Raw genomic sequence first — 24,494 nt, forward strand, 5'->3', positions numbered from 1 at the left:
GGCTCCCTTCTGAATGATTCTGGTGCTTTTACAATTCTGAAAACTCTTGGCTGTAAAAGATTTTTCCCGACTTCCCGTCTAACTCGCCTTCCATCAGTTCTTGAATTTGGAAAGCGCCTTCCGGTAACTCCCACTGAGTGTCCATGCCATATTTAGCCGCACTTTCAAAACCAAAGCGACCGTAAAACTCAGGCTCGCCAAGCACGACACATGCTGGGTATCCCAGCTCTGCCAGAGAAGACAACCCTTCTTTAATTAACTCCGAAGCAATTCCCTGACCGCGGTACTCTTCTTTAACCGCCAGTGGAGCCAGTCCCTGCCAGTTGTAATCTTGCTGATCCAGAGTGACCGGGCTAAACAGAATGTAACCCACAACTTCACCTTCATCGCTGCATGCCACCAGCGATAGCGTTCTTTGTCCATTTTCCATCAAACGGCTAACCAGCTCAGCTTCAGCATGAGTGGGAAACGCTTGTTTAATCAGTTGTTGGATTGGCAGAATGTCTGCCGGTGCTTCAGTTCGAATAAGCATTCATCACCTCTTTGTTGTCGGGCGGTGATTGTAGCCCTTTTTGTACAAAGTCGGCTAATTGATTTAGCAAAGTGTTAAGTGGTTTCGGCAACGCATCCAAATCCACACTGTCCATTAAGTTTTTTACTTCCAAACCGAGCTCGGTATCACCCTCGATTTTCAATCTGCGCTGGAAAAACAGGGTATCAGGGTCTTCTTTTCTTCCGGCAATGAGAACCAAATCATTCAGGCAACCACTGAAACTTACATCTTGGCACTCAGAGTCTCGTTTTACGACCAGCGCATCATTGTTATAGCTGATAAACCATTGAAGCCCCAAATCCGTCACTTCAACTTTCAGCCATTTGTCTTGTAAAAATTCAAAATCACCGTCTTCCAGCGCTTCTTGGAAGACTTGTTTTAAGCCTTCTAGCATCGCCTTATTTTGTAGTGTTTCAGGTAAGAATTGGACTGGAGATCTCAAAATGGAAGCAGCGTTATGCACTAACTTGGTGCGCAATAGGTTAAACACGATAATATCTCTCTGAAATGCCATATCCATGCAATAGTAGAGCAATGTTTGTCTCGAATTTATGTTATGTATCAAAAAAAGCTCAGCTAGGCCTTGGATCGCTTTAACATCTCGTATATCAAGGTTATAGTTAACTTATCGACCCGCACCCGTAGGTGTTCGCTTTACCTCCCCCGGAGACTCGGTAACAGATTGATGCCAACAGAACAATTACAACACTGGTTTTCAAAACTCACTGATCACAGTCCGTTTTTCTTTGCCATTTTGGACAGGCAACACAATTACCGCATGGTGAATGCCCGTTATTGTGAAATTGCAGGCTTAGAAAGCGATGAATTGGTTGGCATGCGAGACACGCAAGTGCTTGGCGAAGCCTTTTACCGCAATCTGAAACCGTACTATGAACGCGCATTTGAAGGGGAATCGGTGGAAGCCGAAATCACTTTGAATGACCACAGTTTAGAAACCAGTCTCCACTTCAGTCTTTCACCAGTTATCGGTGATCACACGGTCGAATACATTGCATTCCATGCGATAGATACCTCTGAAAAACAAATACTTGTACGTTCTTTAGAAGAATCTGAAAACAAATTTTCAAAGCTGACAGAACTGCTTCCTAATGGACTTTTGTTAGTTGAAGATGGCTGCATCATTTCTGCCAATGCTTCGGCAGCGCGTTTGCTTGGTTTTAACTCTTCTACCGAATTGCTGGGTGAAGAACTCAGTCGATTGTTTATTGATGAAAAAACCAAGCGTACCTTTGGCAATCAACTCGTCAACATGGTGGCTGAAACCCACCTGACATGTTTAACGGGTGCCCGTTGCGGCATTGAAAGACGGGTTTCATTACAGGCAGAGCTCACCAGCTTACTAGGAAACCAGTCTCACATTGTATTGGTACAGGGGCTGGATGAAGCGGCGAATGATTCCTCCATTGGTCAGAACGAAACGCATATCGACTCACTGACCAAGCTCTACAACCGCTTTGGTTTCACTAAACGTTTAGAGCAATTTATTCAAAACGAAACGCCATTAGTGATGCTGTACCTGGACATTGATAACTTCAAAAACATCAATGACTCCCTTGGCCATCACATTGGCGACAAAGTCATCAAAGAAGTTTCTTCCCGTTTGCAACGCCTTCTGCCAGTGCAAGCGGTGCTCGGTCATTTAGGGGGGGACGAATTTGGCATCATCCTTCCTGAACCAGACCACAACCGCACAGTAGACCAGCTTGCGGAACGCATTATCTCTCTGATTAACCAGCCTTTTGATCTTCACCACTTTAGTAAGCGTTTAGCCTGCTCAATTGGTAGTGTGTGCTACCCGGGAGATGGGCATGATGCACGTATTTTGCTGCAAAACGCCGATACCGCGATGTACGAAGCGAAGGACAGAGGTCGCAACCGCTTAATCAAATTCAACGACCAGATGAACAAAGAAGCGCGCATGCGTCTGTGGCTGGAAATTGAATTGCAAAAAGCGCTGCAACAGAACGGTTTGGAAGTCTGGTATCAACCTAAAGTGAACGCGCGTGATTTCAGCATCAATGGTGCAGAAGCACTGGTTCGCTGGAAACACCCAGTTGAAGGTTACATCAGCCCGGGCGCATTCATTCCAGTCGCTGAAAAAGCTGGCTTGATTGAACACTTGGGTCGCGTGGTGATGCGCGAAGTATTCTCAACGGTGAAACGCTGGAAAATGCAGGGTATTTTACCCGGTCGAGTGGCGATCAACCTTTCTCCTGAACAGTTTGGTAACCCTAAGCTTATCGACTATATGGAAAAGCTACTCAGCACCACGGAACTTGATCCGAGCTGCATTACGTTCGAGCTAACAGAAAGTGCCGTAATGAGTGACAGCGACCACACGCTGCAAATGCTTAACGCTATCAAAAATCTTGGCTTTGCCCTTTCTATCGATGACTTTGGTACGGGATACTCCTCTTTGTCTTATCTTGCCCGATTCCCATTGGACGAATTGAAAATAGACCGAGCCTTCATTACCGATTTAGACACGCTGCCAAAACAGCTTACGGTAATTGAAAACATCATTAATCTCGGTAAGTCTCTGAACCTGGTTGTGGTAGCGGAAGGGGTCGAAACCACTCAGCAGGCAACTTTGCTTTCTAATCTGAACTGTCACTCCATTCAGGGTTACCACTTCTACCGTCCATTACCAAAACAAGACATCGAAGAATTGCTGGTTCAGAACCGCCGACACAAGAATTGATATCTCCTGAGCGAATCTGAGTAAAAACTGCCTTATATCAAATCCCGTCCTGCCAAAGCTTTTAAAATGCTCGATTACTAACAATTAAAATCAAAGGTAACGAGCGTATGGAACTGCTATGCCCTGCTGGCAATTTACCCGCTCTGAAAACCGCCATCGACTGTGGTGCCGATGCGGTTTATATCGGGTTCAAAGACGACACCAATGCCCGACATTTCGCTGGTCTGAATTTCACTGGAAAAAAACTGGATAAAGCCGTGCAGTATGTGCACGACAATCACAAAAAGATTCATGTCGCGCTAAACACTTTCGCTCACCCTAATGGGTTTGAAAGGTGGACAACGGCTGTTGATACTGCCGCTCAACTCGGGGTTGATGCTCTGATCGTGGCGGATATTGCAGTGCTCGACTACGCGGCTTCTAAATATCCGCACTTGGAGCTTCACCTGTCCGTTCAAGCCTCGGCAACCAATGTGGCGTCCATCGATTTTTATCACAAAAACTTCAATGTGAAGCGGGTGGTCTTGCCTCGCGTTTTGTCCATTCATCAGGTCAAACAACTGGCTCGTAATATGACGAGTGATGTCGAACTGGAAGTGTTCGCTTTTGGCAGCCTTTGCATTATGGCGGAAGGCCGTTGCTATCTGTCTTCTTACATGACGGGCGAATCTCCAAATACGGTGGGGGCTTGTTCACCTGCCAAATTTGTCCGCTGGCAGGAAACAGAAAAAGGCCTGGAGTCACGCTTAAATGACATCCTGATTGACCGCTATGGTGAAGGTGAAAATGCCGGGTATCCAACATTATGTAAAGGCAGGTTTGATGCGGAAATCGATGGCGAGCACAAGCGCTACCATGCGCTTGAAGAGCCAACCAGCCTGAATACTCTTTCATTGATTCCAGAGCTGTTTGCCGCGAATGTATCTTCCGTCAAGATTGAAGGTCGCCAGAGAAGCCCTGCGTATGTCGAGCAAGTTACCCGAACCTGGCGCGCTGCCATCGATCGCTATCAAGCCTCTCCTGATTTGTATCGAGTAGAAGAATCATGGGACGCAGCGTTAGCAAACGTATCTGAAGGCACCCAAACAACTTTGGGCGCTTACCATCGAAAATGGCAGTAAGCAGGAATCAACAACAATGAAATATGCTCTAGGTCCCCTGCTGTATTTCTGGCAGAAGGATGACGTTGAAAGTTTTTATCACCAAGCCCAATCCAGTCAGGCGGACATCGTTTATCTTGGTGAGAGTGTCTGCTCCAAGCGCAGACTGGTAAAAATGAAAGACTGGCTGGAAATGGCCAAAGCACTCGCCGGCTCAGGAAAGCAGGTGGTGTTGTCGACAATGGCTCTGTTGGAAGCGCCTAGCGAAGTCAATATCATGAAGAAATACGTCGACAATGGTGATTTTGCCATTGAAGCGAATGACGTATCTGCCATTCAGTTGGCATCGGAGAAAGGCGTTCCTTTTATTGTCGGTCCCGCCATCAACGCATACAACGCGCACACTCTGAAACTGTTTCTTAAACAAGGGATGATTCGCTGGTGTATGCCCGTGGAACTGTCCCGAGACTGGCTGAACAATGTTCTTCAGCAATCGGAGCAACTCGGTATTCGCAATCAGTTTGAAGTGGAGGTGTTTGGTCACGGGTATCTTCCCCTCGCCTATTCCGCAAGATGCTTCACGGCAAGAGCGGAAAACCGCCCCAAAGATGAATGTGAGACCTGTTGTATCCGATACCCGAACGGATTAAAAGTCAGCAGTCAGGAAGGGCAAGAAGTCTTTACATTAAATGGCATTCAGACTCAATCAGGCTACTGCTACAACCTGATAAACGATCTGGCTGGCATGCAAAATCTGGTCGACGTAGTTCGTCTCAGCCCGCTTGGTGTGGAATCACTCAAGGTCATCGAACAATTCAAAAATAATGAAGATGGCACACAACCTGTGCCGCTTAATAATCGAGACTGTAACGGCTACTGGCACCAAATCGCTGGTTTGAATACTGTTAGCTAAAATCTGTATCCCCAAAAACGGAAAAGGTCTGATTCCGAAAAACATCGAAATCAGACCTTTTTAATAAGATCAGCAATAAACTGTTCACCGATTCTGAACTGAGCTCAACCCAGAATCGGATGGAAAGCGCTTTAAGGCAGCTCTTCCAGTTCTTCGCCTTCTTTTTCTATTTGCGGTGGCATTAAGTGCTCGCGAGTGATGCCAAGCTTGAGTGCCAATGCTGATGCAACGTAGATAGAAGAATACGTACCAACGGTAATACCCAGTAGAAGTGCTGTTGCAAATCCGTGGATCATTGCACCACCTTGCGTGAACAGGGCGATAACCACAAACAACGTTGTACCAGAGGTGATCAAAGTACGGCTTAGTGTTTGAGTTACGGAGTTGTTCATCACTTCAGCAGGCTCACCTTTACGCATTTTGCGGAAGTTTTCACGGATACGGTCGAATACAACAATGGTGTCGTTCAACGAGTACCCGACTACGGTGAGCAAGGCGGCGACGATGGTTAGGTCTACTTCGATTTGTAAGAAGGAGAACACACCTAAGGTGATGATGACATCGTGTGCCAGTGCCAATACCGCACCTGCAGCCAGACGCCATTCGAATCGAATCGATACGTAGATCAGAATACAGATCAACGCCGTCAGAATTGCCAGACCACCCGCCTCGGTAAGCTCGTCACCAACGTTAGGACCAACAAATTCGATACGACGCATTTCCAGGTTTTCACCTGTGCCTTCTTTAATGGCATCCAGAATCTGATTGCCCAGCGTTTCACCTTTTACGTCATCACGTGGGCGAAGGCGAACCATTACGTCACGAGATGAACCAAAGTTCTGCACTGTGGCATCGCCAAAGCCTTTCGCTTCAAGTGCCGCACGTACTTCTTCAAGGTTTGCTGGTTGCTCAAAGCCGACTTCGATCAGCGTACCGCCAGTGAAGTCTAAGCCCCAGTTCAACCCTTTACTCGCCAGCGTACCAATTGCACCGATGATCAAAACCACTGAAAGGAAGAATGCCCCTTTCGACCAACGCATGAAGTCGATCGTTTTTTCTGTTTTCAATATCTGAAACATGATAATTCCTTAGATCGACAACTTGTTGATTCGCTTACCACCATAAAGCAGGTTCACGACACAACGTGTACCAATGATGGCAGTAAACATGGAGGTCAGAATACCGATAGACAGTGTAACGGCGAAACCTTTGATCGCACCCGTACCCACAGCAAATAGGATAATTGCTGTAATCAGAGTGGTGATGTTGGCATCGGCAATGGTACTGAATGCGTTCGCATAGCCCTGATGAATCGCTTGCTGAGGGTTACGCCCATCTCGCAATTCTTCTCGGATACGTTCAAATATCAGTACGTTAGCATCCACCGCCATACCAACCGTCAGCACGATACCTGCGATACCCGGAAGCGTCATGGTTGCGCCTGGGATCATCGACATCACACCAATGATAAGGATGATGTTGGCAATCAGGGCTAGGTTGGCAAACACACCAAACTTACGGTAGTAAACCAGACAGAACAGCATTACAGCGACTAAGCCGAAGATACATGCCTGAATACCCATATCGATGTTTTGCTGACCCATTGAAGGACCAATTGTACGCTCTTCTACAATAGAGATAGGCGCAATCAGCGCACCCGCGCGAAGTAACAACGCCAGGTTGTGTGCTTCGGCAGCAGAATCGATACCAGTGATTCGGAAGCTACGACCCAGAGCAGTCTGGATTGTTGCCTGGTTGATGACTTCTTCGTGCTTATCCAGAATGACTTTGCCTTCTGGAGTACGGCGACCACTGTCTTTGTACTCTGCAAATACGGTAGCCATCAGCTTGCCCACGTTCTTCTTAGAGAAGCTGGACATCTTGCTGCCGCCTTCGCTGTCCAGGTTAATGTTAACCTGTGGACGACCATATTCATCAGCGCTGGAGCTTGCATCAGTAATGCTTGAACCACCAAGAATGATGCGTTTTTTCAGGACAACAGGTCTGCCATCACGATCAAACTTGATTTCACTGCCTGCTGGCGCACGACCACGTGCAGCGGCTGCAAGGTCAGCTTTGTCATCGACTTCACGGAATTCAAGCGTTGCGGTCGCACCCAGAATTTCTTTAGCACGTGCCGTGTCTTGAACACCCGGTAATTCAACCACGATGCGGCTTGCGCCCTGACGCTGAACCAATGGCTCAGCAACACCCAGTTCGTTTACACGGTTACGAAGGATAGTGATGTTCTGTTCAACGGCGTAGTTGCGGATTTCCTGCAAACGCTCTTCAGTAAAGGTCGCACGAAGAGAGAAGCGACTGCTTGTACTGGTATCAATGAAAATCATGTCCTGATGCGTTCGTTTAAGAAGACGCTCAGCCTGTTCTAACTGTTCTTCATCTCGCAGAACAATTTCAACAGCTTCATTGCCAGATTTTCGAATTGCACGATAACGAATACGTTCTTCACGAAGCTCACTACGGAAAGCTTCTTCTTGCTGACCGACCAGCTTTTCCATCGCTGCGTCCATATCCACTTCCATCAGGAAATGAACACCACCACGCAGGTCCAGACCCAGCTTCATTGGAGTCGCTCCAATGGCATCCAACCATTCTGGAGTCGCTGGTGCCAGGTTCAGTGCCACGATGGCATCTTTGCCTAGCTCAGAATTGATCGCGTCACGCGCACTGATTTGAGTATCGGTATCTAAAAAGCGAACAAGAATGGAACCATCTTCAAGCGCGATGGATTTCTTAGGGAGATTTTCTTTTTCAAGAACTTCGGTAACAGCATCCAGCGTTGACATATCGACTGAGGCACCACGTGCCCCAGTAATTTGAATAGCCGGATCTTCACCATAAATGTTTGGAAGTGCATACAATGCGCTGACGAGGATGACGAGCACCACCATCAGATACTTCCACAATGGATAACGGTTTAACACAGCGAGGATCCTTTAGCTGTTTTATAGAGATTTCAGTGTACCCTTTGGCAGCACAGCGGTAACAAAGTCTTTCTTGATGGTTACTTCGTTATTGTCGTTCAGTGCAATCGAGATGTAGTCGTTGTCTTCAGAGATTTTAGAAATCTTACCAACCAGACCGCCATTCGTTAGCACTTCATCACCTTTCTGCATACCAGCCATCAGGTTCTTGTGCTCTTTTGCACGTTTGGCTTGCGGGCGGTAAATCATGAAGTAGAAAATCACCGCAAACATACCCAACATGATGATCATTTCAAAACCACCACCTTGTGGAGCACCCTCACCCGCGGCGTGTGCAACAGAAATTAAACTCATTGAGAAACATCCTCTATATTATTTTATTTAGTAGTCAATAAATTGGGACACACTGCCTGACTTTCAAGAGCCAGGCAGCACGAACAACTATTTATTTAACGGTGGCACTTCGCGATTGCGACGTGCGTAAAATTCTTCAACAAACTGGTCGAAGCGATCTTCATCGATAGCGTTTCGAATGCTTTCCATTACGCGTTGGTAGTAACGCAGATTATGGATAGTATTCAGCCTTGCACCCAGAATCTCATTACAGCGATCTAAATGGTGCAGGTATGCCTTTGAATAATTTTTGCAAGTGTAACAGTCACACTCAGGATCCAAAGGTGTTGTATCCGTTTTATGTTTCGCATTACGGATCTTGATCACACCACCAGTGACAAACAAGTGTCCGTTACGCGCATTTCGTGTAGGCATCACACAGTCGAACATGTCGATACCACGGCGTACGCCTTCCACTAAATCCTCTGGTTTACCAACGCCCATCAGGTATCTAGGCTTATCTATCGGTAATTGAGGGCAAGTATGTTCAAGCACTCGGTGCATGTCTTCTTTTGGTTCGCCAACTGCCAAACCACCAACTGCATAACCGTCAAAGCCGATGTCCGTCAGCCCTTTAACGGAGACATCACGCAGGTCTTCGTAAACGCCACCCTGAACAATACCAAACAGTGAGTTCGGGTTTTCCAGCTTATCGAAGTGATCACGGCTGCGCTGTGCCCAGCGTAATGACATCTCCATCGATTTCTTAGCTTCGTCATGAGTCGCTGGGTACGGCGTACATTCGTCGAAAATCATCACGACGTCTGAACCCAAATCTTTTTGAATCTCCATGGATTTTTCTGCATCCATGAAAATCTTGTCACCGTTGACCGGGTTACGGAAATGCACCCCTTCTTCAGTAATTTTGCGAATATCACCCAGGCTGAATACCTGAAAACCGCCTGAATCGGTAAGAATAGGACCGTGCCAGTTCATGAAATCGTGCAGGTCACCATGCATTTTCATTACTTCCTGACCAGGGCGAAGCCATAAGTGGAAAGTGTTACCAAGCAGGATTTCAGCACCAGTTCCTTTCACTTCTTCCGGTGTCATCCCTTTCACAGTACCGTAGGTACCCACTGGCATGAATGCCGGGGTTTGTACTGAGCCACGTTCAAAGGTCAGTTGACCACGACGAGCATTGCCATTTGTTTTTTTTAGTTCGTACTTAAGTTTCACGAAGCCTCCAATACGCCAGAGAAACAATCTGACTATTTACTTACTGTGCGCCAATCAGCTTTAGCTGGTCGCGCTCCTTCATACTCTATGGACGGAGTATGACAGGATTATCCTTTCCTAATGAATTTCACTGGCTCCTTGAGTGAAACAAACGGGAGTATATCGAAATACTCCCGTTGAATGTCTGATTAGCCACGCTTTTTGGAAATAAACATCGCATCGCCGTAACTAAAGAAGCGATATTTTTCTTTCACAGCATGCTCGTAAGCTTTCATTACGTTGTCGTAGCCAGCAAAGGCACTTACCAACATGATGAGAGTGGATTCAGGTAAGTGGAAATTAGTAATAAGACAATCCACCAACTGGTATTCGTAACCCGGGTAAATGAAAATTTCCGTGTCACCAAAGAAAGGTGCGAGTTCTGTTCCTTTCCTGATGGACTCTTGAGCTGCACTTTCTAGTGAGCGAACCGATGTTGTCCCAACCGCGACAATGCGCCCGCCACGTGCTTTGGTTGCATTAATGGCATCCACCACTTCCTGCGGTACCTCTACATACTCCGCATGCATATGGTGGTCATTGATGTTCTCTACGCGAACAGGCTGGAAGGTTCCTGCGCCGACATGCAAAGTAACATACGCAAATTCGACGCCTTTTGCTTTGATTTGTTCCAGTAATTCTTCATCAAAATGCAAACCAGCGGTTGGCGCAGCAACAGCCCCCGGTTTTTCGTTGTAAACCGTCTGGTACCGCTCTTTATCTGCATCTTCATCCGGGCGGTCAATGTATGGTGGCAATGGCATGTGCCCGATATCGTTTAGGATATCCAGCACATTTTTCTCGGACTTGAACTTGATCTCGAACAGAGCGTCATGGCGAGCCACCATTTCTGCCAGATATTCGTCATTTTCACCCAAATACAATTCTGTACCTGGCTTTGGCGGTTTAGAGCAGCGAACGTGCGCAAGAATGCTGTGTTCGTCCAGTACACGCTCAACCAACGCTTCGAGTTTACCTCCCGATGCCTTGCGACCAAACATGCGTGCCGGAATCACACGGGTATTATTGAATACCAATAAGTCGCCTGGCTGTACCTGTTCAAGTACATTTTTGAAAGTGCCATCGGTGACTTGTCCGCTGTTTCCGTCGAGTTGAAGCAGTCGGCTAGCCGTACGTTCAGGCTGAGGGTAACGAGCAATAAGCTCATCTGGAAGTTCGAAGTGAAAATCGGATACTTGCATTGCTTTTGGTCTTTATAAAAATGACTGAGAATTACGCAGGACAGGTAGTATAGGCGTGATAAAGTCAATAGCAAGCTTTGCGCAGTGCTTTATTGTAAACGGGCGTATCCCGTCATTGACAGTGCGTTGATTGGTCGATGAAAAACGCCACTCCAGAGAGCGGCGTTATGACGAGTTATTTTCGGCGAATCCAGCCAAGAAGACCGATTGCCATCAGGAACCACAGCCCTGGAACAGAAGCCCCGTCCGGCTGTTTAAAATTGCAATTTGCTGTAGAGATGCTGTTGTTGCATTTCGATTCTTTGTCTGCCTGCTCTTCCGCTTCAATCACAATATTGGGTTTAGTAACGGCACTACCCGGCAGGCTTGTGGCATTGACGTAGCCGTAGATCCAAGAATAGTAGGTGCTGACTTTAGAGTAAAACGCAGGCTTGGTGAACGCCCCACATGTTGGCGTAACGAAAGGTCCGCCACTCACTATGCCGACCTGAACATCGTCACCGTTGTTTTTCTTCGCCATCAGAGGACCACCGCTATCACCTTTACAGGTATCATTGCCGTAAACAGTACCTACATCCTCATCCAGCGTGAATTTTTGTGTTGGAAGAGTACAAATCTTGGTTTGGTTAGCGCCTGAATCAATAATAAAGGCAAGCTCTGGAATGGTGAGCAGTCTGACAAAACACTCCGCCGTTGGGTAAAACGCCAGGCGGGTTGTTAACAGCTCATCCGTACGCTTGCTGGCACTTGGGTCGGTGTATCCCCATCCAAATGCATCGGTATTGGATGGTCGGTTATTATTGTTTGTTGTGTTTTCGGGCGTCTGAGCATCTTCCCATTCTTTATTTAAACGAGTTTCTATTTCACTCATTTCTGCAGAAGATGCCAGTTTAACTGGTGTAACATCGGCAACAGGCAACTGCAGACGAATCAAAGCGACATCGTTATCCAGCGCCAGGCGCTCTACAATGCTGCTCCCATCTGATTTTTTGATGATTTTCGCTGCATCGCTGTATTGCGGATGCACAACAACATGGCTCGCCATGTAAAAATCACGCGCTACAGCCCCTTTCAAGGACTTGGATCGGACCGTAACCGTAATGTCGCTGGGGTGGCTGACTTTATATTGCCCGTTATCCAGTGGAAAAACGACACAGTGGGCAGCGGTCAGAACCCAATGTTCAGCCACTAATGTACCACCACAAAACGGCATTTCTGCCATGTCACCAGAACGAATCGAAACACGGTTTCCCGATGTCGCATCGGCTACCACTGTACCTTCAACTATGGCAGACGCACTTGTGCTTAATAAACCAGACGCTATAGCCATACTTGCTAGAATTTTTTTCATGTTTATGCCTTGAACTAACCTTTCTGGCCACAGTGTGAAAGATTCATTTTGAGCAAAGAACCATCAAAAAATACTTATGCGAGACGTGACATATAATCGCTTGTTTATAAAAAGAAAAATTTTCACAAAACCGTTTTATGAGTCGCAAAAATGCCCTCCTTTGGAGGGCATTGAAGATTGGTCTATTTCAACCATTCAATCATGTCTTTCAGAGTCTGCCTGGCTGCCGCAACACCAACCTCTCCACCAACATCACAGAGCCCGTTACCACAGGTATCAAAGTGATGACCTGCTTTCTCCAGCAAGTGCAGCTCACTGCCATTTGCACACTGAATCACTTCTCTTTGATCAACAAATTGCAAACTGGCTTTCTGCGCTGGTCCGTTCTCAATATCTCCACTTACTGCGTTACATAGCCTCAATGCCTGACTCACCGACACAATTTCATCCGCCATCCCATGCGTAATGAACATTGCTGGTGTGTTTTTAGGATCCGCTTCAACGGCTTGCAGCAGGCTGTTTTTCGTAATGATTGGCTCTGATCCCGTTAATTCATCCCAATGAGTCTTACGCGTTAGCGTTGTAATCATCCAGCCAATGTAGTTACAGTCCAGCGTATTTTCATCTACTGAGTCACAACGAGACAGATACTCGTTGTTCTGAACTTCTTTCAACTGATGCGCGAAATCGGGAACTGGGAACATTGGCGCAACTTTCTCAATCACGCCAGGGAATTGCTGAGCAAGCCATACAGACATGTGACCACCAGCCGACTGCCCCATGACCCGAACAGATTTGTCACTCTGGGTGAATTTGTGATTGTTTGCCTGAACCCATTGAAACGCGTCTTTAATATCCTGTTTACTGTCTTCAATGGTGACCCCATTACACGCAGGTCCCGCATCTCCAAGTTCGTCAGCAATTCGGTAAAACGGCATGTAAACCACAAAACCAGCTTTGGTAAAGTGAGCAATCTGAGTTTCAGCAGAACGACCTGTTTCGAGCCTTTGTAGCCATCCACCACCGTGAATCATCACAAGAGGTGTACCATTTTGCAGATCTGCATTTTTATACACACGCATTTCCAGATGACAGGTTCCACGATCACCATAAGTGGTTTTGTAGGTATTGCGTTGCAATAAAGGAAGTTCAGTAAGATCGTGCTCAAGCGTTGAAATTGGGAGTGCGGCGTGATGACCTGGCATCCACGCATCCTGAACGTAGTTTAAATCATGACTGTTACCGTAATTTTCACCTCGGTAGTCAAAGTCTCTGACGCAGTAATTTACCGCAGCTTCATTCTTGTACTCCAAGCTGTTCTGGCATTGGCCGTCAGAGTAGTACCAGTCTCGACCTGCATTTGCTGTATCAACTGTCAGGCACTGACCATGTCTTTGGTACAATTTAGGCAAAAATTCAGGTCCATTTTGAGCGTACACCGCACGAAAACAGTACGCCGCGTTCTGTTTCAGGTACTCAAGTTCGGGGTTGTTATCGGGGTTCTGAAGTAGCTCCTGCAAACGAGCATCATGGTGTTTCAGGTATCCCATACTGGCATCCCAATGCTTTTCTGGTGCTGTCGGTTGTCCAGACAGGTAAAGGTTAAGCAGTACATCAGGCAGTTGAGGTTCTTGTTCATTAGCGTAGACAGGTAAGCTGCTAGCGAGCACTGAGAGTGCCGCCAGTGAGAGTATCTTTTTCATGTCAGTCCTTCATAGTTACTGGGAGAGGTATTCCTTGAATCCACTTATTGGTATTGAATACGTGCTTTGTAGCACGTAGCCCCACCCCTTCAGAGTCTGATTTATCCCGAAGAACGCATCGAAGCACTGATACAAAAATATGCGATCAACTGCATGAAATTAATTGGGCTAATTGATAGTTTTGTTCGGTAAATTGATCCCGATTATCCCTCCCCAATTCTTTTGAAAAATTAACCTAAAATAGAGATTCACCTCCCAGTTCATATGCAGATTCCTACCTATATTGAAGGTAGGAAGACAATAAGCAGGAGGTCGAGATGATCAAAATTGAAGATATGATGACTCGCAACCCTCATACTCTTTTGCGGTCTCATTCCTTACTAGATGCCAAAAACCTAATGGCAGAACATGATATTCGACATGTTCCGATAATCGATACCGACGCCAAACTTTTAGGCGTTGTTTCCCAACGTGATGTGCTTGCCGCTCAGGAATCGGTGCTGACCAAAAAAGCCACATCGGATTCCTACACACTGACAACACCGTTAGACAAAGTGATGGCGACAAATGTCATAACGGTCGCTCCTAAAGCAGGATTAAAAGAAAGTGCCATTTACATGCAAAAACACAAAATAGGATGCTTGCCTGTTGTAGAGCAAGGCATCTTGGTCGGTATCATTACCGATACGGATTTTGTAGGCATTGCCATTAACTTGCTGGAAATTGAGGAAGAAACAGAGCCAGAAGCAGCAGACTTTTAAGTGCTCTCTTATACCTAGGGGTTGTTGACCCTAAACAACCTGCGCTGACACATCGTCAGCGCTCTTATCAACTTCACTTCTTATAAATGAAACAGTAAATCTCCATTTAAATATTTCACTAGTGTTATATTTAAATAGTGTATTAGTGATAAATTACGTGTTTTATGATTTCCAATGCAGAGCTGATGCTCCTACATCTTTTAGAAAGTGAAGGTTCAATGTCCGGCTATGAGATAAACCGGCTAGTTGAGCAGCGTGGTTTTCGTGAGTGGGCAGACGTAGGCATGACCTCCATTTACGTCAGCTTAAACAAGCTACTGAAAAAGGAATACGTCAGCTTTCAACTGGATACCAACAAGAAAGGCAAAGGACCGGTTCCAAAGATTTATTCACTGGAAGAGCCCGGTATTCGAACCTTAACCGACGAAGTGTATTCAGCGGTAACTACAGTTTCTCAGCAAAAATCACGATTCCGGTTGGGGCTGGCTGCCATATCCCTGTTCACCCCCGAAGCCAGAATGGAACTATTAAATTCGAGAAAATCGGCATTGGAATCGCATTTATATCATCTTCAAAACGAGATATACCCTCAACAAGGGGGCGACTCTCTCCCATTAGAAGCACGTTGGCAGTTTCAATATTCATTCGACACTCTGCAAATGGAAATCGCATTCGCAGATAAACTATTACGTGATTTGAGCGAGGCTTGATCCCATGGCTATTCTCACCCCTTTTGAATCTTTTGATGGCGTTCACTGTGAAACCAATACGATAGGCAATTTATTAAAGCACATTGATATTGAGCTCTCTGAACCTATGCTTTTCGGGCTTGGAGAAGGGCTTGGGTACATATACTGGAATATGAAAGGCATGGATTTTCCTTTCATTGGTGGTCGTACTAAACCCGCTGAAATCACTCAACGACTTGCGAGAAACCTCGATTTGAATGTCGAGTTTAAAGAGACTGGTTCAACCAAAAAAGCGTGGAAGAATGTCCAACAAGCGTTGGAATCGGGGTCTGCGGTTGGATTACAACTGGACTGTTATCACCTCGACTACTTTGGTGCCAAAGTCCATTTTGCTGGTCATTTCGCGGCCATGTATGGCTTTGATGATGACTTCGCTTACATGATAGATACTCAGCCCAAGCACGGAAAAGTGAAGTGTACGTTAAGTAATTTAGAGAAAGCGCGAAACAAAAAGGGACCCATGTCGGCGAAAAATCGCATGTTCACCATCTCTGCCAGTGATAAGCCACTGAAGATAGATGAAGCGCTACAAGTCGCGATTACCAACAACGCCAATACGCATCTTTCACCTCCGATCAAAAATTTTGGTTATCAGGGCATATTAAAGACCAGCCATGAACTAAAAAAATGGTTCAGGCAGAGTGACAACCTGGAATATGAATTCACGACAACCGCCATGTTGATGGAAAAAGCTGGCACTGGTGGTGCTATCTTCCGAAACCTCTACCGTGATTTTTTGCTGGAAGCTTATGAGAGGACTGGCATTGCTGCTATCAAAGACGCGCATAATGCCTTTAAAATCATCGCTGAAAACTGGACAGAAGTTGCGTATCACATTGACAACACAGGAAGAGAGAAAGATGAGCACCACTTACTGAAAGCTTGTTCTTTACTCGAACAGCTTTCAGACATGGAATTTCGCGTAATGAATGATTTGAAAGATGCGTTTAAGGGCGATTGACTGGTTCTAAAGCATTTCAGATACAAGATCCGCCAGAACATGGAAGCTTTCCAGGCGTGAGGAACTTGGTCGCCAGACAAGCCCAATATCTCTATACGCATGCTGACCTGGCGGCTCAATCACAACAAGGTTCTGGTTCTCAAGCAAACCATGTTCAATCGCCATTTGAGGAATAAAAGTGGTGCCCAAACCATTGGCAACCATTTGAACCAGTGTATGCAAACTGGTCGCGGTAAACGGATTGATTTTCTCTTTCTTGGTTAACTTACACGCAGACACAGCGTGCTCAGTCAAGCAGTGTTCGTTTTCAAGCAAAAACACAAACTCATCGGGCAATTCATCGTAACGAATAGGAACGCGAATGTTGGAAGCCTGATTGGCGCTGATGACCATTCTAAATGGGTCTTTGCCGACAATTTTACTTTCCATTCCGCCAATATCGACTGGCAGAGCAAGTATCAATACATCCAGTTCTCCATGTCGAAGGGCAGTAAGCAGATTGGAGGTGGTATCTTCACGTAACAGAAGGTGGAGTTGCGGATAGCGCTGATTCACTTCTTGAACCAGATCACTCAGTAGAAAAGGCGCGATGGTTGGAATACACCCAACTCTAAGCTGCCCTTGCATTGACTCTCCCTGACACAAGCTGCCCAGTTCAACTAAATCTTGCCCTTTGGCTAAAAGCTCTCGCCCTTGTTGCACAACTTTGTCACCAACAGGAGTAAAAACCAGCGGGCTCTTTTTGTCTTTCTTTTCATACAGTGGGCAACCGATCAACTCTTCAAGGTTTTGAATCCCTTTACTCAGCGTTGATTGGCTTACAAAACACTTCTCTGCAGCTTCGCCGAAATGTCGGGTTTCAAAGAGTGTAATCAGGTAATGCAGCTGCTTTAAACTTGGCCACTTATTCATATGATATGTTTACGTTTTTATGAGAGTTTTATGAATTGATTACGAAATGAGCTCATCGTTTTTTTCGATTAACTTAATCTATTTATTTCGCTTTTTTCTATCCTACTTTATGTACTATAGTTTGTCTCGTTGAAACATGGAGCCAATTCACAATGGTTGGCAAATAACTCTATTTTAGGAGCAAAAAAATGGTACTAGTAGGTCGTCAAGCCCCGGATTTTACTGCTGCAGCTGTTCTAGGTAATGGTGAAATCGTTGAAAACTTCAACTTTGCAGAATTCACAAAAGGTAAGAAAGCAGTAGTATTCTTCTACCCTCTAGACTTCACATTCGTTTGCCCATCTGAGCTAATCGCTTTTGATAAGCGTTTCGAAGACTTCCAAGCGAAAGGCGTTGAAGTAATTGGTGTATCTATCGATTCTCAATTCTCTCACAACGCATGGCGTAACACTGCTATCGAAGATGGCGGTATCGGTCAAGTTAAATACCCTCTAATCGCTGACGTTAAGCACGAAATCTGTAAAGCTTACGACGTTGAGCACCCAGAAGCTGGCGTTGCTTTCCGTGGTTCTTTCCTAATCGATGCTGAAGGCGTTGTTCGTCACCAAGTAGTGAACGATCTTCCTCTAGGTCGTAACATCGACGAAATGCTACGTATGGTTGACGCACTGAACTTCCACGAGAAAAACGGTGAAGTTTGCCCAGCACAGTGGGAAGAAGGTAAATCTGGTATGGACGCATCTCCAAAAGGTGTTGCAGCATACCTGTCTGAGCACACTTCAGACCTAGAAAAGTAATTGCCACTTAACCTCACCAAGCTCAACGGTGAGTGTGGCTGGAAAATATAGCAAATAGCAATCAGCCAAATATAAAGTCGTAGTTAGCCTAATTTAAGCCCAGAGTGAGAACTCTGGGCTTTGTTTTTTATGACCATGAGCCCCAACTCACATCCTCAATATTTTGATTTGGCTATGCTAAAAATTCCAATCCTTAGCTATAGGTGCCTCTTCACTTATGACCTACCAACTTGAAGTCTGTATCGACAACCTGGAATCTCTTCAAAACGCTTTAGAAGGCGGAGCCACCCGAATTGAACTTTGCTCGTCGTTATCCCTTGGAGGCTTAACACCCAGTGCAGGACTTATGAAACAAGCTTCCCGCCTGTCGAGTGTTCCTGTATATGCCATGATTCGCCCCAGACAGGGGGACTTCTTATTTAACGAAGCTGACGTTGAGTGCATGTTGGATGACATCGAAATGGCAAAAGATGCAGGTATGGATGGCATAGTGATAGGAGCATTAACTGCCGATGGACAGATCGATATGGAGACGTGTGAAAAACTCGTCTCTGCAGCAGACCGGATGGGCATCACCTTCCATCGTGCAATTGACCAGTGTCGAGACGTGGAACAAGCTATTGAGCGCATTATCGAATTAGGATGCGAGCGAGTATTAACGTCCGGACAGGCTAAAGACGCGTTATCAGGCATTGATATGCTGCGAAAGATGAGAGACTTAGCCGGAGACAAGTTAAACATAATGGTTGGTGCTGGTGTGAATGCTCAAAACGTCAGTCAAATTCTCTATGAAACTGGCTCGTCTGAGGTTCACCTTTCAGGTAAATCCAGCCGTAAAAGCCATATGGAGTTTATCTCCAGTGCAGCGCAGATGGGAAGTGAAGAGGTCGACGATTTCGCTATCCCCGTTACCAGTATCGACGCGATACGTGCCGTATCGGAAATACTGCAATCGCGTTAGCCCTTTAATTTCTTGATTCGGCTGATACTATGAAGCCCAAGCAACGGTAAGGGCAGCGTTAGACATGGCAAAAGATTTATTCGCGTCTCTGGATCTCAATCTATTGAGAACCTTCCTGATATTGTCTCAGGAACTGAATATGCGCAAAGCGTCCGAGAGGCTTTTCGTTTCTCAACCCGCGATTAGTCAGGCACTTCAGAAGCTGCGTAACCATTTTGATGACGAACTGTTTGTAAAAAGTCGCAATGGCATGAAAGCAACGGCGTTTGCAGAAGAGCTGGCTGAGCGCATCACGCCACACCTAGATGGGCTGGCGAACGCAGTTAACCTTTCGCATGAGTTCAATCCTCGCGAACTTGACCACACCATAAAAATTGCGCTGTCTTCTCCTGTTTTGTTTTCAGTCGCAGGAAAGCTGTATCAAAAACTCAATGAAGAAGCCCCGAATGCCGATATCCAATTTCTAAACTGGGGTAAAAACACCTGTCAGGAAATAGAAAAAGGTGAGGTTCTTTTTGGGGTGAACTATCAAGATATAAAAACGTCCAAGACCATTTACTCACGGCATCTAGCGGACACAAAAGCAGTGCTTTTAGTTCGACAAGAACATCCTTTAAAAGCTTCAACAGTGACTCCGGAAGAAGCCGTCCAATATCCGCTTGCGTCATTGATCATTCCTGACGTCAGCGACAATGAAGCGGCATCATCGAGAATTCTTAAGGCTCGAGGTCTAAAGCACCATATTGCCTTCAGAAGCGAGTTCCCCTTTGCGGTCATTGATGTGGTCAGAAACACCGACATGTGCTTTCCATCTATTTCTCTTTTTCCGGTCGAGGAATACCCCTACCTTCGCGCTATTGAAATCGATATCGAGGACAAACACTTATATGGCTACCCTCTAGAGGGCTACTATCACCTAAAGAACCGCAACAACCCAATTGTTAACTGGCTGCAGGAGTGCCTGAAAACATTATTGTCAGAACGATAACTCACTTAATTAATAAGAAATACTTATTATCACAATAACACTTAGTGATTAGTGATAAGAGTTAGAACTCCTTAAGATTCATCCCATAGGAAAGACAACGACATACAAATGTCGCCAAGCAGGATGCTGATGACCTTTCACATGAATTTTAAGAGAGTTACATTATGAAAAAGACGATTCTGACCATCACTATTTCTGCCCTTTTCCCAGCGGTTGCCTTCGCAAGCCCTAGCCACTTGCCAGAGGTTGACTTGCCAAACAACGGAATTGAACTGCCTGTAGACAGACCCCAGCCAGCGGATCCTGATTTCGGTATTCAAGTTCCGGTGCACTTACCTGGAGATGAACCTTCTTTACCTGAAGTCGACAATACACCTGAGCGACCACATCCTGACACGTCGCCGGATCGCCCAGAACCAGCTGACCCAGATTTTGGTGTCGCAGTGCCTGAGCAACCACCAATAGACAATTCTCCTGAACGACCTCAGCCAGATTTCGGTGACACACCAGACTGGGGAGTGCCAGCTATCGGAGTGGGTGACTTAGAAGTTGCTTTCAACGAACTTGCTCAGGAGATGAACGAAAGATTTGATGAACAATCTGAGCAGATTCATGGTATTCGCGCTGGCTTGCACGCCGTAACCAATGCTCGTCCTTTTGTTACAACAGGTGAGTTTGCGATGGGTGCTGGTGTTGGATTCTCTGGAAGTAAAGAAGCAGTAGCGCTGGGTGGAGCTTACGGTTTGTCTGACAGAGTCAGCATTTCAGGCACCTTCCACTACGAGTCAGCAGGCAAACATTCTTCATCAGAAGTAGCAGGCGGAGTCGGCGTTCAATTCAAGTTTAACTGATTTATTTTGTAGCCTGGCTCGGAGGGGAGCCAGGTTTTATTTTCTGTATTTTGTGCTGTGACACCTTTGAGTATTTTACCTATGGTAGCTCTCGCCTCTGCCCTTCCAGAGGTTCTTTTTATTCTTCCCTACCCTCAGAACTCAACTTGCCAAGATCACTTAACCCGAGATCGGATTACTTAATAATATCGTCGATATCCTGTTCACTCAGATGACGAACATCTTTACCTTTCACGAAATAGATAATGTATTCACAGATATTCTGGCAACGATCACCAATTCGCTCGATAGCCCGAGCTGACCACATCACCTGAAGCACAGCAGGAATGCAGCGAGGATCTTCCATCATGTAGGTCATCAACTGGCGAATGACCGCCTCATACTCGGCGTCCAGTTTGTCATCTAGCTTGTAAACTTCTGCCGCTGAATCCACGTCCATTCGGGCAAAGGCATCCAGCACCTGATGGAGCATACTGATTGCCTGACGACTTAATGGTTCCAGAGAAACCTGCCAGGTTCTTTCTTTGCTCGATTCGGATTCCAGCGCGACACGGGCAATGCGGGTTGCGACATCACCAATGCGCTCAAGGTCGGTAATGGTTTTGATGATCGCCATAATCAAGCGTAGGTCTTTGGCGGTGGGTTGGCGCTTGGCGATGATGCGGGTGCACGCTTCATCTATTGCCACTTCCATGGAGTTTACTTTGTGGTCATCTTTTACCACTTTTCTCGCCAGCTCCAGGTCTTGTTTGTGCAACGCCTGCATTGCAAACGACAACTGCTGCTCGACCAAACCTCCCATGGTTAAAACGTGGGTACGGATGGACTCAAGCTCAACGTTAAACTGACCGGATATGTGGCGACCAAACTGCATAGATGTATGAATTCCTTTCTTGAATGACGTGTTTCAATTTTACGGCGAAAAGTGAGCAACCACCAATTAGCCGTAGCGACCTGTGATGTAGTCTTCGGTTTGCTTTTTAATTGGCGATGTAAAGATAGAATCTGTATCGCCATATTCCACCAGCTTACCCTGATGAATAAACGCGGTGTGATCACTGACTCGCGCTGCCTGTTGCATGTTATGAGTAACAATCACGACCGTGTATTTGGTTTTCAACTCGTTGATCAACTCTTCAATGGTCAGAGTCGAAATAGGGTCAAGTGCAGACGTGGGTTCATCGAGAAGGAGAACTTCAGGTTCGATAGCAATGGCACGCGCAATCACCAGCCTTTGTTGCTGACCACCAGACAAACCAAACGCATTTTCGTGCAGCCGGTCTTTAACTTCATCCCACAATGCAGCCGCGGTAAGGGCCTGCTCAACGGCATCATCCAGAGTCCGGCTGTTGCTGATGCCCTGAAGCCTCAGACCATAAACTACGTTCTCGTAAATGGATTTAGGGAACGGGTTAGGTCTCTGGAAGACCATTCCCACACGGCGGCGTAAAGTTGGGACATCCACCTGCGGATCATAGATGTTTTTGCCATGCAGCCTCACCTTACCATTTACCGCGCAACCTTCGACAAGGTCATTCATACGGTTAATGCAACGCAGCAAGGTCGATTTACCGCAGCCAGACGGTCCAATGAAAGCGGTGACCTGCCCCTTAGGGATGTTCATGGTGATATCAAACAGAGCCTGCTGGGTTTGCTGATAGAACAAGTTTAAAGACTCGATAGAAATGGCGGTTTGCTCCGGAGTCAGGTTGTTTACATCCAGAATATTCTCGTAACCAAATGTCGAGTTGATTGAAAGCATGTTTAATCTTGTCCTAAGGTGCGATATTTCTCGCGTAAGTTGTTACGTATACCAATAGCGGTTAAGTTTAGCCCGACAATCACCGTTACCAGCAGGAATGAAGTGGCGTAAACCAATGGTCTGGCAGCTTCAATATTTGGAGACTGAAAACCGACATCGTAAATATGAAATCCAAGATGCATGAACTTGCGATCCAGATGGATAAACGGAAACTCACCATCAATCGGTAAACTCGGTGCTAGCTTCACCACGCCCACCAGCATAAGGGGAGCGACTTCCCCGGCAGCTCGTGCTACCGCCAGAATCAGTCCAGTCATTATCGCCGGACTTGCCATAGGTAAAACGATACGCCACAAAGTCTCAAACTGGGTAGCCCCCAACGCGAGAGACCCTTGTCTTACGGAGCCGGGAATTCGAGCCAACCCTTCTTCAGTTGCGACTATCACCACTGGCAGTGTTAACAACGCTAATGTTAATGCAGACCACAACAGACCGGGTGTACCAAATGTCGGAGAAGGGAGTTTTTCTGAATAGAACAAGCTATCTATCGAACCACCAATGCTGTAGACAAAGAAGCCAAGCCCAAATACACCATAAACAATGGATGGAACGCCCGCCAAGTTTATCACGGCAATACGAATCGTTCTGGTCAGAGCGTTGTTTTTGGCATATTCATTCAGATAAATAGCGGCAATTACACCTAACGGCATGACGACAATCGACATAACGATCACAAGAAAAACCGTACCGAAAATAGCGGGGAAAACGCCCCCTTCTGAGTTGCCTTCTCGCGGATCTTCTGTCAGGAACTTTTTCACCTGCCCCAGCCAGTGAACAAACTTGTCAATCACTGACATATCATTTGGATACCAAACGTCTAAGATGTCTGTCAGTGGCAGTTTCACCTGAGTGCCATTCATGTCTTCGACAATCAGGGTTTCACCAACAAACTGATTTCTGAGCGTCGTCAGTTTTTCTTCAAGGTGAGTTAAGTGCGAATCGATACTCTGCATTCTTGCAGCGAGCTCAGCCGCTTTTTCATCGTCCAGTGTGCCGTTGAGCTCGAATTTTTTCTTCTCCAGACGCAGCTTTTCCAACTGAAGATTGTAGTACCTTAGCTGAGAATGAGTCAGCGACGCCACTTTACTGCGCACATCCTCAACGGCTGAAATGCCTTGTTCTAAGAAAGACTCAACAGACTGATTGGTAAACAGCTTGCTTTCAAAACCGACTGGGCGCCCATAGAAGTCTCCTTCCTGACTGCGCTCTATCACTGCCCAGCCAGCAGGTTTAACTGGCTCGCTCAGTTCGAAATCGAACACAGAAATGAAATCGAGTGTGTTTCGGTCTCGGTTGGCAATTTTTATGCTCAACCTTTCAACGGTATCTTGCTCATCAGGCAATAACTCTGCCTGAGCAGAGTACTGACTCAACCGCACGACTGACATCGACTCGCGCTGATACAACTGACCGATCAACTTCTGACCGTTTGGCGTACTCCACTCGTATAGAGGAGCGGGCCAGAAGTAACTTAACCCCTTCCAGCCAATCAATAACAGCACCGATAACACAGAAACCAGACTAACGCTAACAGCACCAGCCGTTAGCCATATCCATGGGGCTCCTGATTTAAACCAATTTGACACCAAAAT

23 protein-coding genes are annotated in these 24,494 nt (G+C 46.2%); 10 read left to right on the plus strand and 13 right to left on the minus strand.

What is annotated here, in order from left to right:
• Window positions 1–28: 28 nt before the first annotated feature.
• Both QMG91_RS14455 and ubiT read right to left on the minus strand, forming a co-directional pair.
• A complete protein-coding gene (locus tag QMG91_RS14455; protein ID WP_045961858.1) occupies window positions 29–532 on the minus strand; it encodes a GNAT family N-acetyltransferase in 504 nt (167 codons plus the stop codon).
• The gene (gene ubiT / locus QMG91_RS14460; RefSeq protein ID WP_004407198.1) at window positions 516–1,043 is read right to left on the minus strand and encodes a ubiquinone anaerobic biosynthesis accessory factor UbiT; all 528 of its coding nucleotides are present in this window, start codon (window positions 1,041–1,043) and stop codon (window positions 516–518) included. Before ubiT ends, QMG91_RS14455 begins: the two co-directional genes overlap by 17 nt.
• A 195-nt stretch (window positions 1,044–1,238) precedes the next feature.
• Between ubiT and QMG91_RS14465 the strand changes: the two genes are divergently transcribed.
• From QMG91_RS14465 to QMG91_RS14475, 3 genes are all read left to right on the plus strand, one after another.
• Window positions 1,239–3,275: a putative bifunctional diguanylate cyclase/phosphodiesterase gene (locus tag QMG91_RS14465; protein WP_004407200.1), complete on the plus strand. Its 2,037-nt coding sequence runs from the start codon at window positions 1,239–1,241 to the stop codon at window positions 3,273–3,275.
• A gap of 107 nt (window positions 3,276–3,382) precedes the next feature.
• On the plus strand, window positions 3,383–4,396 hold the full coding sequence (gene ubiU, locus QMG91_RS14470; RefSeq protein WP_022549753.1) for a ubiquinone anaerobic biosynthesis protein UbiU: 1,014 nt from the start codon (window positions 3,383–3,385) through the stop codon (window positions 4,394–4,396).
• A 16-nt stretch (window positions 4,397–4,412) separates the two neighbouring features.
• Complete coding sequence (locus tag QMG91_RS14475) at window positions 4,413–5,288, plus strand: U32 family peptidase (protein WP_004407203.1); 876 nt, start codon at window positions 4,413–4,415, stop codon at window positions 5,286–5,288.
• Window positions 5,289–5,419: 131 nt separating this feature from the next.
• Here the strand turns inward: QMG91_RS14475 and secF are convergent, their stop codons facing one another.
• The 7 genes from secF to QMG91_RS14510 form a co-directional block, all read right to left on the minus strand.
• Window positions 5,420–6,367 (minus strand): protein translocase subunit SecF, encoded by a 948-nt coding sequence (secF, locus tag QMG91_RS14480; protein WP_004407204.1) that lies wholly within the window; start codon window positions 6,365–6,367, stop codon window positions 5,420–5,422.
• A 9-nt stretch (window positions 6,368–6,376) separates the two neighbouring features.
• Window positions 6,377–8,233: a protein translocase subunit SecD gene (gene secD / locus QMG91_RS14485; protein ID WP_004407205.1), complete on the minus strand. Its 1,857-nt coding sequence runs from the start codon at window positions 8,231–8,233 to the stop codon at window positions 6,377–6,379.
• A 21-nt stretch (window positions 8,234–8,254) separates the two neighbouring features.
• Window positions 8,255–8,587: a preprotein translocase subunit YajC gene (gene yajC, locus QMG91_RS14490; protein WP_004407206.1), complete on the minus strand. Its 333-nt coding sequence runs from the start codon at window positions 8,585–8,587 to the stop codon at window positions 8,255–8,257.
• An 87-nt stretch (window positions 8,588–8,674) separates the two neighbouring features.
• Window positions 8,675–9,805, minus strand: a complete 1,131-nt coding sequence (gene tgt, locus QMG91_RS14495) for a tRNA guanosine(34) transglycosylase Tgt (RefSeq protein WP_004407209.1) — start codon at window positions 9,803–9,805, stop codon at window positions 8,675–8,677.
• A 188-nt stretch (window positions 9,806–9,993) separates the two neighbouring features.
• Window positions 9,994–11,046, minus strand: coding sequence for a tRNA preQ1(34) S-adenosylmethionine ribosyltransferase-isomerase QueA (gene queA, locus QMG91_RS14500; protein ID WP_281827312.1), 1,053 nt, complete (start codon window positions 11,044–11,046; stop codon window positions 9,994–9,996).
• A 175-nt stretch (window positions 11,047–11,221) separates the two neighbouring features.
• On the minus strand, window positions 11,222–12,397 hold the full coding sequence (locus QMG91_RS14505; protein ID WP_022602380.1) for a S1 family peptidase: 1,176 nt from the start codon (window positions 12,395–12,397) through the stop codon (window positions 11,222–11,224).
• A 182-nt stretch (window positions 12,398–12,579) separates the two neighbouring features.
• Window positions 12,580–14,100, minus strand: a complete 1,521-nt coding sequence (locus QMG91_RS14510; protein WP_281827314.1) for an alpha/beta hydrolase — start codon at window positions 14,098–14,100, stop codon at window positions 12,580–12,582.
• A gap of 317 nt (window positions 14,101–14,417) precedes the next feature.
• Between QMG91_RS14510 and QMG91_RS14515 the strand changes: the two genes are divergently transcribed.
• The 3 genes from QMG91_RS14515 to QMG91_RS14525 all read left to right on the plus strand — a co-directional run bounded on the left by QMG91_RS14515 (window position 14,418) and on the right by QMG91_RS14525 (window position 16,571).
• Window positions 14,418–14,861: a CBS domain-containing protein gene (locus QMG91_RS14515; RefSeq protein ID WP_022549747.1), complete on the plus strand. Its 444-nt coding sequence runs from the start codon at window positions 14,418–14,420 to the stop codon at window positions 14,859–14,861.
• 185 nt (window positions 14,862–15,046) lie between these two features.
• The gene (locus QMG91_RS14520) at window positions 15,047–15,571 is read left to right on the plus strand and encodes a PadR family transcriptional regulator (RefSeq protein WP_281827315.1); all 525 of its coding nucleotides are present in this window, start codon (window positions 15,047–15,049) and stop codon (window positions 15,569–15,571) included.
• A 4-nt stretch (window positions 15,572–15,575) separates the two neighbouring features.
• Entirely contained in the window at window positions 15,576–16,571 is a 996-nt protein-coding gene (locus QMG91_RS14525) for a BtrH N-terminal domain-containing protein (protein WP_281827316.1), read from the plus strand.
• 6 nt (window positions 16,572–16,577) lie between these two features.
• Here the strand turns inward: QMG91_RS14525 and QMG91_RS14530 are convergent, their stop codons facing one another.
• A complete protein-coding gene (locus QMG91_RS14530; RefSeq protein ID WP_004407235.1) occupies window positions 16,578–17,483 on the minus strand; it encodes a hydrogen peroxide-inducible genes activator in 906 nt (301 codons plus the stop codon).
• A gap of 188 nt (window positions 17,484–17,671) precedes the next feature.
• On the opposite strand from QMG91_RS14530, the gene QMG91_RS14535 reads away from it, so the two are divergent.
• From QMG91_RS14535 to QMG91_RS14550, 4 genes are all read left to right on the plus strand, one after another.
• Window positions 17,672–18,280, plus strand: coding sequence for a peroxiredoxin C (locus QMG91_RS14535; RefSeq protein ID WP_004407238.1), 609 nt, complete (start codon window positions 17,672–17,674; stop codon window positions 18,278–18,280).
• A 217-nt stretch (window positions 18,281–18,497) separates the two neighbouring features.
• Complete coding sequence (locus tag QMG91_RS14540) at window positions 18,498–19,241, plus strand: copper homeostasis protein CutC (protein ID WP_281827317.1); 744 nt, start codon at window positions 18,498–18,500, stop codon at window positions 19,239–19,241.
• Window positions 19,242–19,305: 64 nt separating this feature from the next.
• Window positions 19,306–20,229, plus strand: a complete 924-nt coding sequence (locus tag QMG91_RS14545) for a LysR family transcriptional regulator (RefSeq protein WP_281827318.1) — start codon at window positions 19,306–19,308, stop codon at window positions 20,227–20,229.
• Window positions 20,230–20,393: 164 nt separating this feature from the next.
• Window positions 20,394–21,080 (plus strand): YadA C-terminal domain-containing protein, encoded by a 687-nt coding sequence (locus QMG91_RS14550; protein ID WP_022600279.1) that lies wholly within the window; start codon window positions 20,394–20,396, stop codon window positions 21,078–21,080.
• A 175-nt stretch (window positions 21,081–21,255) separates the two neighbouring features.
• Here the strand turns inward: QMG91_RS14550 and phoU are convergent, their stop codons facing one another.
• The 3 genes from phoU to pstA all read right to left on the minus strand — a co-directional run bounded on the left by phoU (window position 21,256) and on the right by pstA (window position 24,488).
• Complete coding sequence (gene phoU, locus QMG91_RS14555) at window positions 21,256–21,954, minus strand: phosphate signaling complex protein PhoU (protein ID WP_004407244.1); 699 nt, start codon at window positions 21,952–21,954, stop codon at window positions 21,256–21,258.
• 66 nt (window positions 21,955–22,020) lie between these two features.
• Entirely contained in the window at window positions 22,021–22,842 is an 822-nt protein-coding gene (pstB, locus tag QMG91_RS14560) for a phosphate ABC transporter ATP-binding protein PstB (protein ID WP_004407245.1), read from the minus strand.
• 2 nt (window positions 22,843–22,844) lie between these two features.
• Window positions 22,845–24,488, minus strand: a complete 1,644-nt coding sequence (gene pstA, locus QMG91_RS14565) for a phosphate ABC transporter permease PstA (protein WP_281827321.1) — start codon at window positions 24,486–24,488, stop codon at window positions 22,845–22,847.
• Window positions 24,489–24,494: the final 6 nt, after the last annotated feature.

This window comes from Vibrio nigripulchritudo (assembly GCF_027924785.1).
GTDB lineage: Bacteria > Pseudomonadota > Gammaproteobacteria > Enterobacterales > Vibrionaceae > Vibrio > Vibrio nigripulchritudo.